The sequence below is a fragment of the Glaciimonas sp. PAMC28666 genome (genome assembly GCF_016917355.1).
In the GTDB taxonomy this organism is placed as follows: domain Bacteria; phylum Pseudomonadota; class Gammaproteobacteria; order Burkholderiales; family Burkholderiaceae_D; genus Glaciimonas.
Genome location: NZ_CP070304.1, coordinates 189,931 through 203,326, shown reverse-complemented (window position 1 = coordinate 203,326; position 13,396 = coordinate 189,931). Strand labels below are relative to the sequence as shown.

The following is a 13,396-nucleotide window of genomic DNA, read 5'->3' as shown; positions in this document are numbered from 1 at the left end:
AAAAAATGTGACAGGCAGCGGCTCCCGTGCGGCTATAGGAACTAACGAATTAGCCACGGATATACGTCTTCCATGCCAGCCATAGTTTGCGGATTGGCGTAAGTGAAATTCGCTGATTTAACACATGATATCCGTCGCGCTCAATTTCGTTGAGTAGCGCACGATAGATTGCGGCCATCATTAATCCGGGACGTTGGGCACGGTGATCCTCTTTCGGCAGCAAGGCACATGCTTCGTCATACATTTGTTGCGCACGAGCGACTTGAAAGCGCATAAGGTTTTCAAAGTTTTCACTATGTCGGGCGTTCAATATGTCTGCGGCGGTGACGTGAAATTGTTGCAATTCGTTGACCGGTAAATAGATACGTCCTTTGCGACCGTCTTCGCCAACATCGCGGATGATATTGGTGAGTTGGAAGGCGAGTCCGAGTTTTTCCGCAAATTGCAGGGTTTGCGGTTGTGTCACACCAAAAATACTTGCCGATAAAATACCCACCACGCTGGCGACGTGCCAGCAATATTGCTTGAGGCCGGGGTAATCCAGATAACGGGTCTGATTTAAATCCATTTCCATGCCATCGATGATCGCTTGCAAGTGCTGACCATCGAGTTTATAGGTCAGTAAATGCGGTTGCAAAGCTTTGGTCACCGGGTGCGACGGGTTACCGGCCAGCATCGATGCAATTTCTTTACGCCACCACATCAGCTTTGTGCGGGCTACCGCTTCGTCGGTACAGTCATCGACCGTATCGTCAACTTCACGGCAGAATGCATAGAGCGCTGTGATCGCACGGCGCCGTTCAGCTGGCAAAAATAGAAAACTATAATAAAAACTTGATCCGCTCTGGGCGGCTTTTTGCTGGCAGTAGTCGTCAGGAGACATGAAGGATCTTTGGTATTCTTGTTTCGGGGCAACCCAAAGGGTTGTTTTGGTTAAGTGTCACTGCAAATGTGGTGCGCAAAGTCGCTATGCTATCCGAGTGTGTGGAACAGAACAAATGTAATGCTCTGAAAAAATCGGTTCTAGCCCACTGAGTCTTTCCGTTAAAGCAAAATTGGCAAGAAATGGTAACAGTACCTTTGAGGTATTCTTTAAGGCATTCTTCAAGGTATTCTTTAACGCATCCGAATGGCCCGAAAAAATAAAACGCACCAATCGAACTTGCCCAACTTCGGCCGATGTCTAAACACATCGTAATCAACTTTTTCTATGCGTTCCAGAATCCGCAAGCCTCCCTGTACGACGAGGCGCAATTCCCATCCAATCCGGCCCGGAAGTCGTATCGCCAGTGGTGCTGCTTCCAGCATCATTTTGCGTACCCGCATGACTTCGAATTGCATGAGATTACGCCAGGCGCGGTCATTGACGGCAGAGGCAATGTGGGCCTGACTGACCCCGAAGCGTCGCAGATCCTCAAGCGGTAAATAAATCCTTTGCTTGCTCCAGTCGATGGCGACGTCTTGCCAAAAGTTAATCAATTGCAAAGCGGAACAAATGGCATCCGAGTCGCGCATGTTTTGTGGCGTCGCAGCGCCATATAAGTGCAGCATCAGACACCCGACCGGATTGGCGGAGCGTCGGCAATAATCCAGCAGGTCTTCAAAGTTATCGTAACGCGACGTCACCACATCTTGTTTAAACGCAGATAGTAACGCCCGAAAAGGGGCTATCGGGAGCGCATATTCCACGATTATTGTTTCCAGGGACTGAAATAAAGCATTTTCGGCTGGCTTCTTTTGTTCAATTCGGTCCAGTGCCGCCTCGTACGCGTTCAGTGCGGCGTGCCTTTCTTCGGCGCCGGCATCACCCTCATCTGCAATATCGTCTGCGCTACGGGCGAACGCATAAATTGCTTGCACGGCGGGCCGCAAGCGCGCGGGCAGCAGGATTGAAGCAACGGGAAAATTTTCGTAATGATTAGTTGGCATAGGGGCGCATAGACGCGGGCTTAGACTTTCAGTGTTGTTTCAGTGTTGTCATAGGCGATCAAATCGATGCGCCTGTGATATGAGGAGAGCCATATGCTCGGCTTTGCCGACTGTTTAGCTGATGCAATTTCTTTTCCCGCTCTTTATGGATACATTTTTAGCTTCGAATAATAAAGGAAAAAGCCGTGATCCTACACAAGTAGGCGAGGATATTTAGGGAGAAACCTTATGCGACGGGAGAATCTTGGAATGTGGGCTGCAGAATAGGGGCTGCGTTTAATTTGATTTTTTAGCGCGTTTTTTCGACGGCGAAGCATATTGGAGGCGCTTTGAAAGTCTGGAAAGCTGGCGGCAGGACAAAACAGGGCAATGCTCTTATAATTAACTGGCGCATCACGCATCTCTTTGTTAGAATGCGGCCTCTTGACGCGGATATGGCGAAATTGGTAGACGCACTAGATTTAGGTTCTAGCGTTGTAAGACGTGGGGGTTCAAGTCCCTCTATCCGCACCATAAAAAGCAACAAAAATAATCGTAGCGTGCTTGATTGATCTTTATAACTTACGTTATGAAGCCTTGATTTAGTTGTGCGATGTCGAAATGGCCCTCTTGTGAGGGCTTTTTTGTGGGCGCATCGATTATTCATTTACTTTATTCATTTACTTATTTTTGCGTTGGAACGCCTTTTGCGTGAGGCGTTGGCGTATTTTTGTCGCGATAATGATCGCAACGGCATTGCGTAGCCAGTTTTGCCATTAAGGTGTATCCCCGAGGCACGGGTCGGCGACGACGCCCACTTTTCTCCTTGATCGTTTTTGTATTCCCTTCTTTTTAAAGATGGATATGCTAATTAAAACTAAAATATTAAGTGCCTTGATTCCCGCAGTCGTCATCGCCGTCGTCAATATCGGTTTCGCAAATAATGCACGAGCCCAGGCTGAACAGGTAGGTGAAGTCAGCACGGCTTTTCGTTGGCTTGGGCACAATGATCGCGTCGTAGTGGAAGCCTACGATGACCCTAAGGTGCAAGGTGTGACATGCTATGTGTCACGTGCCCGCACCGGCGGCGTAAAGGGAACCGTAGGACTTGCCGAGGACCGGGCCGAGGCTTCCATTGCCTGTCGCCAGGTAGCATCCGGTGTACGTTTTTCGGGCAAGCTGCCGTTGCAAGAAGATGTATTTACCGAGCGAATGTCGATTTTATTCAAGCGCTTGCATATCGTGCGTATTGTGGATCCGAAGCGCAATACATTGATCTATTTGACATACTCAGATAAATTAGTGGACGGTAGTCCTCAAAACAGTGTTACCGCGGTGCCGGTGCCAGCGTCCACCCCCATCCCGATGCAGTAACCTGAGCTTTTTTGCGGGGATTGGGACGGGAGCTAAGCTCGCACCGGACCGGATCATCGAAGAACAGTGACAGGGCAGTAAGCGGTTTTGGCGCAAGGAACTGTTTTACGTATAGAATATCGGTCTTTAGCGTGCCGAGAGCTAGGCATAAATGGCAACATTTAGGCATATAAGTGACAGAAAGCATTTTTTTTACGATGTTTTTGGTCATTCAGGCTTCTCAGGTCACACATATAAAACAAAGAATTTTAAATTTTTGGACGATTCACATGGCAATTGCAGTCGAAACTCTAAACAAACTTGAACGTCGCCTCACCATAACTATTCCTATGGTTGAAGTGCAAACCGAAGTTGAAAAACGCCTGAAAGTGCGTGCTCGTACCGCCAAGGCACCGGGTTTCCGTACTGGTAAAGTGCCGATGAAAATGGTCGCCGCCCAATACGGTTTTCAAGTTGAAAACGAAGTGCTGAATGACAAAGTCGGCCGCGCTTTTAACGACGCAGCGACCGAAAACAATTTACGCGTTGCCGGTTTCCCTAATATCGAACCTAAAACCAGCGAAGGTGTACCTGATGGCGTTATCGCTTTCGAGGCAACCTTTGAAGTTTATCCTGAAGTCAAAATCGGTGATCTAAGTGTAGTTGAAGTCGAAAAGACTAAAGCCGAAGTCAGCGATGCTGAAATCGACAAGACCATCAATATTTTGCGCAAACAACGTGTGCATTACCACGTCAAGGGCGAACAAGGCGAACATGGCGATGGCGGCAGTGATTTGGCCGCGCAAAATGAAAACCGTGTAACAGTCGATTTCGTTGGCAAAATCGACGGCGTGGAATTTGCTGGCGGTAAAGCTGATGACTACGCATTCGTATTAGGTGAAGGCCGCATGTTGCCAGAGTTTGAAGCGGCAACTATTGGACTCAAAGTTGGCGAAGCCAAAACTTTTGACCTTGCTTTCCCTGCCGATTACCATGGCAAGGATGTTGCAGGGAAAACTGCAGAATTCACCATCACGTTGAAAAAACTGGAATGGGCGCACCTACCGGAAGTTGATACGGATTTTGCAAAATCGCTAGGCATGGAAGACGGCGATCTGACAAAGATGCGCGCAGATATCAAGCTTAACCTGGAGCGCGAAGTGGGTGCCCGCGTTAAGGCGAAGAACAAAGACAGCGTGATGGATGCGTTGATCAAGGTCAGCGAACTGGATGTGCCAAAGGCGCTGATTGATCAGGACGTCCAACGTTTGGTTGAGATGACGCGTCAAGACATGTCACAGCGCGGTATGGATACCAAGAATATGCCGTTTCCTCCAGAGCTGTTTGCAGCTCAGGCTGAGCGTCGTGTGCGACTGGGTTTGATTCTGGCAGACGTGGTTAAAGCAAACCAGCTGCAAGCAAGCGCTGAACAAGTCAAAGCCCAGGTTGAAGATTTCGCTCAGAGCTACGAAGATCCAAAAGAAGTGTTGAAATATTATTTCAGCGATCGCAGCCGTCTGGCTGAAGTTGAAGCACTTGTTTTAGAAGAAAACGTCGTTAACTACGTGTTAAGTAAATCGAAAGTGACTGAAAAATCGGTCGCGTTTGATGAGCTGATGGGTAACAACGGACAACAAGCATAAATTTAAGCCTTACTAAGACTAAGCCTTGCTAAGTTAGTAGGCTTGACGGACCTGAGCAGAAATCACGCGCTATATAAATTTCTGCGAGAATAGTATGTGGCAATCTGAGCAGGTCCCGAGTGCGTTTCAATAAGGAAGAATATGTCAGGCTTTCATCGTAATTCAGCGCTAGACACAGACATGCTTGGCATGGTGCCTATCGTGGTTGAGCAAAGTGGTCGTGGCGAGCGTTCATACGATATTTATTCACGTCTGCTGCGTGAGCGCGTGATTTTTCTGGTTGGACCGGTCAATGATCAGACCGCCAATCTTATCGTTGCTCAATTACTTTTTCTTGAGAGCGAAAATCCGGAAAAGGATATTTCTCTTTACATCAATTCTCCTGGCGGTTCGGTGTCGGCTGGAATGGCGATTTTCGATACGATGCAATTTATCAAGCCTGACGTGTCAACGTTATGTACTGGTATGGCTGCATCGATGGGCGCTTTTCTGTTGGCAGCCGGTGCAAAAGGCAAGCGTTTCTCGTTACCGAATTCCCGGATCATGATTCACCAGCCGTTGGGTGGTGCTCAAGGGCAAGCCTCGGATATCGAGATTCAAGCGCGGGAAATTCTGTATCTGCGTGAACGTCTGAACGGTATTCTTGCTGAGAAAACTGGCAGAACCATCGAGCAGATCGGCAAAGATACAGACCGTGATAATTTTATGTCTTCAGATGCTGCAGTAGAGTATGGTCTGATTGATAAGGTTCTGACGACGCGCGCCTGATAGCAGGGTGTGATACAAAACGCCCGAACCCCAACAGGTCGGGCGTTTTGCTTTTGGAATGCGTTAAACCCCTTTTAGCGGAAAAATGACGTGAACGTCATTTAAATTGGTCTGCGTCGTGACGAGTTGGTATTTCACAGGTAATATCGATTGAACGCCACGTGACCGCTGAATTGTGGACTTAGCACTAATTTTGTCATATCCCGACTCCGCAATTACTTTGCGGGCACCCTTTACTGATGATCACCTACACATTGGCCTATGTCTGATAAAAAAACTTCCAGCGGCGAAAAACTGCTTTATTGCTCCTTCTGCGGGAAAAGCCAACACGAGGTAAAAAAACTCATCGCGGGACCATCGGTCTTCGTCTGCGACGAGTGCATTGACCTATGTAATGACATTATTCGTGACGAGGCCTCAAGCGTCGAAACGTTGGATGGTCAAAAATCCGAATTGCCGATTCCGCAGGAAATCTGTGATTTGCTCGATCAGTATGTGATTGGTCAGGAAACCGCCAAGAGAATCCTGGCGGTAGCGGTGTACAACCACTACAAGCGCCTTAAGCATCTGGGTAAAAAGGACGATATCGAACTGGCAAAGAGTAATATCTTGCTGGTAGGGCCGACCGGTTCCGGCAAAACGTTACTGGCGCAGACGCTGGCACGCACCTTGAACGTGCCGTTTGTGATTGCTGATGCGACAACGTTAACTGAAGCTGGCTATGTCGGCGAAGATGTAGAAAATATTATTCAAAAGTTGCTGCAAAATTGCAATTATGAAGTTGAAAAAGCCCAAAAGGGCATCGTCTATATCGATGAAATCGATAAGATTACCCGTAAATCGGATAATCCATCAATCACCCGCGATGTTTCAGGCGAGGGCGTTCAGCAAGCCTTGCTAAAACTGATTGAAGGTACGATGGCCTCCGTTCCTCCGCAGGGTGGGCGCAAGCATCCAAATCAGGATTTCGTACAAGTTGATACTACGAATATTCTGTTTATTTGCGGCGGTGCTTTCGATGGCCTGACAAAAATTATTTCTGAACGCTCGGAAAAGAGCGGTATTGGCTTCTCAGCAAACGTAAAGAGCCAGACGCAGCGCACTTCCAGTGAAGTATTGCTCGATGCCGAACCTGAGGATTTAACACGTTTCGGGCTTATTCCTGAACTCGTTGGTCGTTTGCCGGTTATCGCCACCTTGACCGAACTTAACGAGGCGGCCTTGATTCAGATTCTTGTTGAGCCGAAGAACGCATTAATTAAGCAATACGCCAAGCTATTACAGATGGAAGGTGCGGAGCTGGACATTCGCCCGGCTGCACTCCAGGCGATTGCCAAGAAGGCCCTGGCACGCAAGACCGGTGCGCGCGGCTTACGCTCTATTCTTGAGCATGCTTTGCTGGATGTAATGTATGACTTGCCGAGTCACAAGAACGTTTCAAAAGTCGTAATTGATGAAAATAGCATCACGCATGGCGCTAAACCGCTCATGATTTATCACGATCAGCCTAAGGTTGCGGGTGCGAAGTCATAAATTTGTAAAAAATAGTAAAAATTGGGCAAAAAACCCCGTTATTTGGACAAAAGCAGTACAATTTCTGAATAAAAAATAAATTGGCTTCAATCGTAAAGCCACCCGAAGGTAACTTCGCGGGTGGCTTTTTTATCGTCTCATGACAATTTAATGAGGATTTTTTGTTTCACTCAGGGCTTGTGTTTGGGCTACTCGTGCCAACATCAATAATAAGTTTCTTTGATAGGGCTCGCCATGACAACTTCTACTGTTACTGAACAAACCCGGTTGCCGCTATTACCCCTTAGGGATGTGGTGGTATTCCCCCATATGGTGATTCCTCTGTTTGTCGGTCGTCCAAAATCCATAAAGGCGCTTGAGGCGGCGATGGAACAGGGCAAGAGCATTATGCTCGCTGCTCAAAAGGCGGCCGCGAAAGACGAACCGTCCGCTGACGATATTTATGAAATCGGCTGCGTTGCCAATATCCTGCAGATGTTGAAACTTCCCGATGGCACCGTAAAAGTGTTGGTGGAAGGCGCACAACGCGCACGCATTCATCGCATCAGTGAGCTCGATACGCATTTCGTTGCGGACTTGACACCAGTTGAGTCAGAGTCTGGCGACGAAGCTGAAGTCGAGGCCATGCGCCGCGCCATCGTTCAACAGTTTGATCAATACGTTAAACTGAATAAAAAAATCCCGCCTGAAATCCTGACTTCGCTGGCAGGAATCGATGATGCAGGGCGGTTGGCAGATACAATCGCTGCGCACCTGCCGCTCAAGCTTGAGCAAAAGCAAGTCATCCTGGAAATCTTCAACGTCGGTAAGCGTTACGAACATCTGCTTGGACAACTCGAAGGTGAATTAGACATCCTGCAGGTTGAAAAGCGTATCCGTGGGCGTGTAAAGCGTCAGATGGAAAAATCGCAACGCGAGTACTACTTGAATGAACAAGTTAAAGCCATTCAAAAAGAACTTGGCGAAGGCGAAGAAGGCGCTGATCTGGATGAGCTGGAAAAGAAAATAGTTTCAGCAAAGATGCCGAAAGAAGCCTTGGAGAAAGCCCAGAGCGAACTGAAAAAACTGAAGTTGATGTCGCCAATGTCGGCAGAAGCAACAGTTGTACGCAACTATATCGATACGCTGGTTGGTTTGCCATGGAAGAAAAAATCCAAGGTTAACAATGAGTTGGCTAACGCCGAAAAGGTACTGGAAGGCGACCACTATGGCTTGGATAAAGTCAAAGAACGTATTCTGGAATACCTCGCCGTGCAACAGCGAGTTGACAAATTAAAAGCCCCTATTTTATGTTTTGTAGGCCCTCCAGGCGTCGGTAAAACGTCCCTCGGTCAATCGATCGCTCGCGCAACCAATCGTAAATTTGTCCGTATGGCGTTAGGTGGCGTTCGGGACGAAGCAGAGATTCGCGGTCATCGTCGGACTTATATTGGTTCAATGCCAGGTAAAATTTTGCAAAGTCTTGCCAAGGTCGGCGTGCGCAATCCGTTATTCCTGCTTGATGAAATTGACAAGCTTGGCATGGACTTCCGCGGCGATCCATCGTCGGCGTTACTCGAAGTGCTTGATCCGGAACAGAACCATACGTTTTCGGATCATTACATCGAGGTGGACTTCGATTTGTCGGATGTGATGTTTGTCGCGACATCGAACTCATTCAATATTCCTCCGGCATTGCTGGATCGGATGGAGGTGATTCGTCTGTCGGGATACACCGAAGATGAAAAAGCCAATATTGCATTGCGTTATTTGCTGCCTAAGCAAATCAAGAATAACGGGTTGAAGGTTGATGAGATTAGTGTCGCCGAAAGTGCTATCCGCGACATTATTCGTTATTACACCCGGGAAGCTGGCGTTCGTTCCCTGGAACGCGAGATCTCCAAGATTTGTCGAAAGGTAGTGAAACTTCTGCTGCTGAAAAAGCAGGAGAAAAAGGTTGCCATTACATCGAAAAATATCGACAAGTTCCTCGGTGTTCGCCGTTACGATTTTGGTGTCGCGGAAAAAGATAATCAGGTTGGACAGGTTGTCGGGCTGGCCTGGACTGAAGTCGGTGGCGAGTTGCTGACGATTGAAGCGGTAGCGATGCAAGGCAAGGGCGCGATCATTCGTACCGGTACTCTCGGTGATGTGATGAAAGAGTCAATTGAAGCCGCTCGGACAGTTGTGCGTAGTCGGGCCAGGAAGCTTGGCATCAAGAACGAGGCGTTCGAGAAAACCGATATTCATATTCACGTACCTGAAGGCGCAACACCTAAGGATGGTCCGTCTGCCGGGATCGGGATGGCTACTGCGCTGGTGTCGATCTTTACCGGAATTCCAGTGCGGGCCGACGTTGCAATGACGGGTGAAATCACATTGCGCGGGGAAGTACTGCCAATCGGGGGCTTGAAAGAGAAGCTGTTGGCGGCGCATCGCGGCGGAATCAAGACGGTTTTAATTCCAGAGCAAAATGTTAAGGATCTTGCGGAAATCCCTGACAATATAAAAAATAAGCTGGAAATCGTACCGGTGCGCTGGTTCGATAAAGTACTGGAGGTCGCTTTAGAACGGCAACCGGTGCCGCTGACCGAGGACGAGGCAGTGATTGATGCTGCGGTCGCCAAAGCCGGCGATAAGAAAGATACGACAGTAGTGAAGCATTGATCTGGTGTTAATCGACCAGTTCAGACTGAGGCAACGATAGCGGATCATTGTTTATTCTCAATGTCAGGATGTTTTGCAGTTGGTCTTTTCGGTATTGAAACTAAGAAAAGCGCTCACCAGAGCGCTTTTCTTTTACCAAAAATTCCTTACCCTGCTGTGTTAAGTGTGAATTTTGCTACCTCAGAATGCGCGCCGGGCAAGCTGCTTGAAACGCAGAAGGCCGGATGGTTAAATACCGTCACATTATGGGATTTGGAATTTTCTCATTGGGGAAACGTGCAGTCCGTCGTGGGCGCAACTCAAGTACGGGAGGGGTGATTGAGATCGGGATTGCGCAAGTTCCTAAATTTAAACTTGGCAAAGCACCGAAAGATACTGTAAACTAACGTTCTTGGCGTGGTGACATACGTCAAATGTTTGACTAGCTTAGCCCTCAGTTTTAAATCACATTTGGTTTGAATATGAAGCGTCGGGTGCTTAGCTCAGTTGGTAGAGCGGCGCCCTTACAAGGCGTAGGTCGGGAGTTCGAGCCTCTCAGCACCCACCATTTAGTCAGGCAAAAATAGTTGTATTCAACTTTGAAAAGTTTTTTGAATTTTTCAACAGGTAGTTTTAGGAGTGGTAGTTCAGCTGGTTAGAATACCGGCCTGTCACGCCGGGGGTCGCGGGTTCGAGTCCCGTCCACTCCGCCAGAATTGAAAAGGCGAACGAAAGTTCGCCTTTTTTCGTATCTGCTAGTCATTTTAGCAACTTGTCTTTGATTGGCTGACTATGTTTGAGTTTATTCGCTCCCATCAACGCCTGATGCAGTTCCTGCTTCTGCTGTTGATTATCCCTTCCTTTGCACTTGTCGGTCTGCAGAGCTACACGAGCTTTGGTGATAGTGCCAATGCCGTAGCAAAAGTCGCTGGTCAAACGATAACCCAGCAAGAACTGGATGCGGCGCAACGGCAGCAAATGGACCGCATGCGACAGATGTTTGGCGCGCAGTTTGATGCCAAGATGTTCGACACGCCAGAAGCCAAACAAGGTGTTCTGGATAACCTGATCGCACAGCGTGCTCAGATGGCTGCAGTCAACCGTGAGCACTTGATGGTTTCGGACCTGACGTTGCAACAAACACTGCTTGGTATTCCAGAGTTACACGGCACCGACGGTAAGTTTGACAACGAAAAATATCGCTCGCTGCTGGCAGCCCAAGGCACTGTACCAAAAATGTATGAAGCCGGGTTGCGTCAGGATCTGGCATTGCAGCAGCTGGCAGGTGCTATCCAGTCCACTGCATTCGCTCCTAAGTCGCTGGCACTACGGTTCTCCAATATCAGCGATCAGGAACGGGATACGCAGGAGTTATTGTTCAAAACTGCTGATTACGCTTCTCAGGTGAAAGTCACTGACGAGATGCTAAAGGCCTATTACGACAAGAACGGTCAGCAATTTGAAATTCCAGAGCAGGTCAAGGCGGAATACATCGTCCTCGATAGTGCTGCAGTCGAAGCGCAGGTGACCGTGAGTGACGCTGATATCAAATCGTATTATGACCAAAATGTGACGCGCTATTCGACGCCAGAGCAACGTCGCGCCAGTCATATTTTGATTACGACTAAAAAAGATGATACGGCCGCGAATAAAGCAGCCGCAAAAACGAAGGCTGAAGGCTTGCTGGTGCAATTGCGTAAAGACCCTGCAGAATTCGCTAAATTAGCAAAAGAGAATTCACAAGACACTGCTTCCGCAGAGCATGGCGGCGATCTGGGTTATTTCGGTGACGGCATGATGGTGAAGCCATTTTCAGACGCTGCGTTAAAACTCAAGACGGGTGAGATCAGTGATGTTGTTGAGTCAGATTTTGGCTACCATATCATTCAGCTTACCGGCATTAAACCAGCGGAAGTGAAGCCGCTGGCGCAGGTCAGGGATGAGATATCAGCGGAGATTAAAAAACAGTTGGCAACCAGGAAGTTTGCGGAAATGGCAGATATCTTTAACGATACGGTCTACGAACAGGCAAATAGCCTGCAGCCCGCTGCCGATAAGCTAAAACTTTCTGTGCAGACGGCGTCGAACCTTGGGCGTCGCCCAAATCCGGCGCTTCCACCGACGGCTGTGTATAACAACGAAAAATTTCTGACAGCCTTGTTTGCTGACGGCTCAATAAAAAACAAGCGTAATACCGCAGCAATTGAAGTGGCGCCAAGCACGTTAATATCAGGGCATGTGATTAGTTACAAGCCTGTGACGAAACAGCCATTTGATGACGTCAAGGAATTGGTCCGCGCCAAGGTCATGCAATCAGCTGAGTTCGCACTTGCTGAAAAAGCTGGCTTAGCCAAGTTTGCCGCACTAAAGGCTAAAGACGATATGACTGTATTTGCCCCGGTTAAAACAATCTCACGCGCGAATCATCAAGGTGTGGCTCCGAATGTATTTGAGGCGGTGATGAAAGCGGATGTGACCAAACTGCCTGCTTTTGTTGGTGTTTCATTACCTGATCAAGGTTATGCAATTTATCGTATCGGTAAAGTGGCGCAACCAGCTACGATAGATCAGGCTCGTCGACAATCCGAGCAGCAACAGATTTCATCCGCCTTGGCGCAGCAGGAGATGAGTGCTTATGTGGATGTGCTGAAGAAAAAAGCGAAGGCCAAGATACTAAAGCCGATTGTGGCCGCGGCCCCAGGCGATGCTAATTTGGCGTCAAAGTAAATCAGAGTTCATCACACGAAGTATTTTAGGAAAAGCCACTTTTGAGTGGCTTTTTTTTATGCTTTTGTTCTCCCTGCATTGAAGCCGCTGCCAGTTCATCATTTTCGAACTAAGACGCAAGCAAGGTTGATCGTAAGGTTATTTAGCCTTGGTTACCGTGCTTTTGATTAAGGACTGTAATTTAGGCCAGATGTTATTTAATATGGTCGGATGCGCTTCCGCTATGGGATGCATGCGATCCGCCTGGAACCATTCCGGCTTATCTGCAACGCCTTCCAGCAGGAATGGGACCAAAGGCACTTTGGTTTGCCCGGCTACGGTTGAATATAGTCCAAAAAATTTCTCGGTATAGTCCGGGCCGTAGTTCGGTGGGATTCGCATGCCGACCAGCAGTACTTTGGCATTCGCTTTTTGCGCGGCTAATATCATGGATTGCAGATTTGATTCCGTCGCTTTCAGTTGAAGGCCGCGCAAAGCATCATTCGCTCCTAGCTCGATGATAACGATATTAGGGCGATCCTTCAGCAATGTGGGTAGGCGGACGTTGCCACCGCTCGTGGTTTCACCGCTGATGCTGGCGTTGATGACGTTAATCGGAATATTTTGTTCCTGAAGCCGTTTTTGTAGCAGTGCTACCCAACCACTGCCGCGGGCCAGACCATATTCAGCTGATAGACTGTCACCGAGCACTAGAATCGATTTTGATGCAGAATGGGCGCTTGTTGCCGCTGAGGCATCAAGTCCTGCGCAGGTGGTTATCGTGGTTATCACGCCTGATATAACGAGCATTAGGGTGCCGCGTCGCATTGCCTTATGTGCCAATGACCGGTGCGTTGCTG

At 48.4% G+C, this 13,396-nt stretch carries 10 protein-coding genes and 3 tRNA genes; 10 read left to right on the top strand and 3 right to left on the bottom strand.

Annotated elements, in window-relative coordinates; genetic code table 11:
- Positions 1 to 49: 49 nt before the first annotated feature.
- Together hpnD and hpnC are read right to left on the bottom strand one after the other, a co-directional pair.
- Entirely contained in the window at positions 50 to 883 is an 834-nt protein-coding gene (gene hpnD, locus JQN73_RS00845; protein ID WP_205321226.1) for a presqualene diphosphate synthase HpnD, read from the bottom strand.
- A gap of 233 nt (positions 884 to 1,116) precedes the next feature.
- A complete protein-coding gene (gene hpnC, locus JQN73_RS00840; protein ID WP_205321225.1) occupies positions 1,117 to 1,929 on the bottom strand; it encodes a squalene synthase HpnC in 813 nt (270 codons plus the stop codon).
- A 428-nt stretch (positions 1,930 to 2,357) separates the two neighbouring features.
- Here hpnC and JQN73_RS00835 point away from each other — a divergent pair.
- The 10 genes from JQN73_RS00835 to JQN73_RS00790 all read left to right on the top strand — a co-directional run bounded on the left by JQN73_RS00835 (position 2,358) and on the right by JQN73_RS00790 (position 12,557).
- Positions 2,358 to 2,442: transfer RNA gene (locus JQN73_RS00835), tRNA-Leu, on the top strand.
- A gap of 330 nt (positions 2,443 to 2,772) precedes the next feature.
- Positions 2,773 to 3,282, top strand: a complete 510-nt coding sequence (locus JQN73_RS00830) for a CreA family protein (RefSeq protein ID WP_205321224.1) — start codon at positions 2,773 to 2,775, stop codon at positions 3,280 to 3,282.
- A gap of 269 nt (positions 3,283 to 3,551) precedes the next feature.
- Positions 3,552 to 4,904 (top strand): trigger factor, encoded by a 1,353-nt coding sequence (tig, locus tag JQN73_RS00825; protein ID WP_205321223.1) that lies wholly within the window; start codon positions 3,552 to 3,554, stop codon positions 4,902 to 4,904.
- A 141-nt stretch (positions 4,905 to 5,045) separates the two neighbouring features.
- A complete protein-coding gene (gene clpP / locus JQN73_RS00820) occupies positions 5,046 to 5,672 on the top strand; it encodes an ATP-dependent Clp endopeptidase proteolytic subunit ClpP (RefSeq protein ID WP_304607799.1) in 627 nt (208 codons plus the stop codon).
- 261 nt (positions 5,673 to 5,933) lie between these two features.
- The gene (gene clpX / locus JQN73_RS00815) at positions 5,934 to 7,205 is read left to right on the top strand and encodes an ATP-dependent Clp protease ATP-binding subunit ClpX (protein ID WP_168052320.1); all 1,272 of its coding nucleotides are present in this window, start codon (positions 5,934 to 5,936) and stop codon (positions 7,203 to 7,205) included.
- A gap of 234 nt (positions 7,206 to 7,439) precedes the next feature.
- The gene (lon, locus tag JQN73_RS00810) at positions 7,440 to 9,851 is read left to right on the top strand and encodes an endopeptidase La (RefSeq protein ID WP_205321222.1); all 2,412 of its coding nucleotides are present in this window, start codon (positions 7,440 to 7,442) and stop codon (positions 9,849 to 9,851) included.
- Positions 9,852 to 10,075: 224 nt separating this feature from the next.
- Positions 10,076 to 10,237 (top strand): HU family DNA-binding protein, encoded by a 162-nt coding sequence (locus JQN73_RS00805; RefSeq protein WP_205321221.1) that lies wholly within the window; start codon positions 10,076 to 10,078, stop codon positions 10,235 to 10,237.
- A gap of 85 nt (positions 10,238 to 10,322) precedes the next feature.
- A tRNA-Val gene (locus JQN73_RS00800) sits at positions 10,323 to 10,398 on the top strand.
- Between the two features lie 68 nt (positions 10,399 to 10,466).
- Positions 10,467 to 10,543, top strand: a tRNA-Asp gene (locus JQN73_RS00795).
- 79 nt (positions 10,544 to 10,622) lie between these two features.
- A complete protein-coding gene (locus JQN73_RS00790; RefSeq protein WP_205321220.1) occupies positions 10,623 to 12,557 on the top strand; it encodes a SurA N-terminal domain-containing protein in 1,935 nt (644 codons plus the stop codon).
- Between the two features lie 138 nt (positions 12,558 to 12,695).
- Here the strand turns inward: JQN73_RS00790 and JQN73_RS00785 are convergent, their stop codons facing one another.
- Positions 12,696 to 13,346 carry an arylesterase gene (locus JQN73_RS00785; protein ID WP_205323094.1) on the bottom strand — a complete coding sequence of 217 codons (651 nt, stop codon included), beginning with the start codon at positions 13,344 to 13,346 and terminating at the stop codon, positions 12,696 to 12,698.
- Between the last annotated feature and the right edge of the window lie 50 nt (positions 13,347 to 13,396).

Excerpts from the sequence above, each read along its gene's own strand:
- hpnC (WP_205321225.1), bottom strand. The coding sequence starts at position 1,929 with ATGCCAACTAATCATTACGAAAATTTTCCCGTTGCTTCAATCCTGCTG.
- JQN73_RS00830 (WP_205321224.1), top strand. The coding sequence starts at position 2,773 with ATGCTAATTAAAACTAAAATATTAAGTGCCTTGATTCCCGCAGTCGTC.
- tig (WP_205321223.1), top strand. The coding sequence starts at position 3,552 with ATGGCAATTGCAGTCGAAACTCTAAACAAACTTGAACGTCGCCTCACC.
- lon (WP_205321222.1), top strand. The coding sequence starts at position 7,440 with ATGACAACTTCTACTGTTACTGAACAAACCCGGTTGCCGCTATTACCC.
- hpnD (WP_205321226.1), bottom strand. The coding sequence starts at position 883 with ATGTCTCCTGACGACTACTGCCAGCAAAAAGCCGCCCAGAGCGGATCA.
- JQN73_RS00785 (WP_205323094.1), bottom strand. The coding sequence starts at position 13,346 with ATGCTCGTTATATCAGGCGTGATAACCACGATAACCACCTGCGCAGGA.
- clpP (WP_304607799.1), top strand. The coding sequence starts at position 5,046 with ATGTCAGGCTTTCATCGTAATTCAGCGCTAGACACAGACATGCTTGGC.
- clpX (WP_168052320.1), top strand. The coding sequence starts at position 5,934 with ATGTCTGATAAAAAAACTTCCAGCGGCGAAAAACTGCTTTATTGCTCC.
- JQN73_RS00805 (WP_205321221.1), top strand. The coding sequence starts at position 10,076 with ATGGTTAAATACCGTCACATTATGGGATTTGGAATTTTCTCATTGGGG.
- JQN73_RS00790 (WP_205321220.1), top strand. The coding sequence starts at position 10,623 with ATGTTTGAGTTTATTCGCTCCCATCAACGCCTGATGCAGTTCCTGCTT.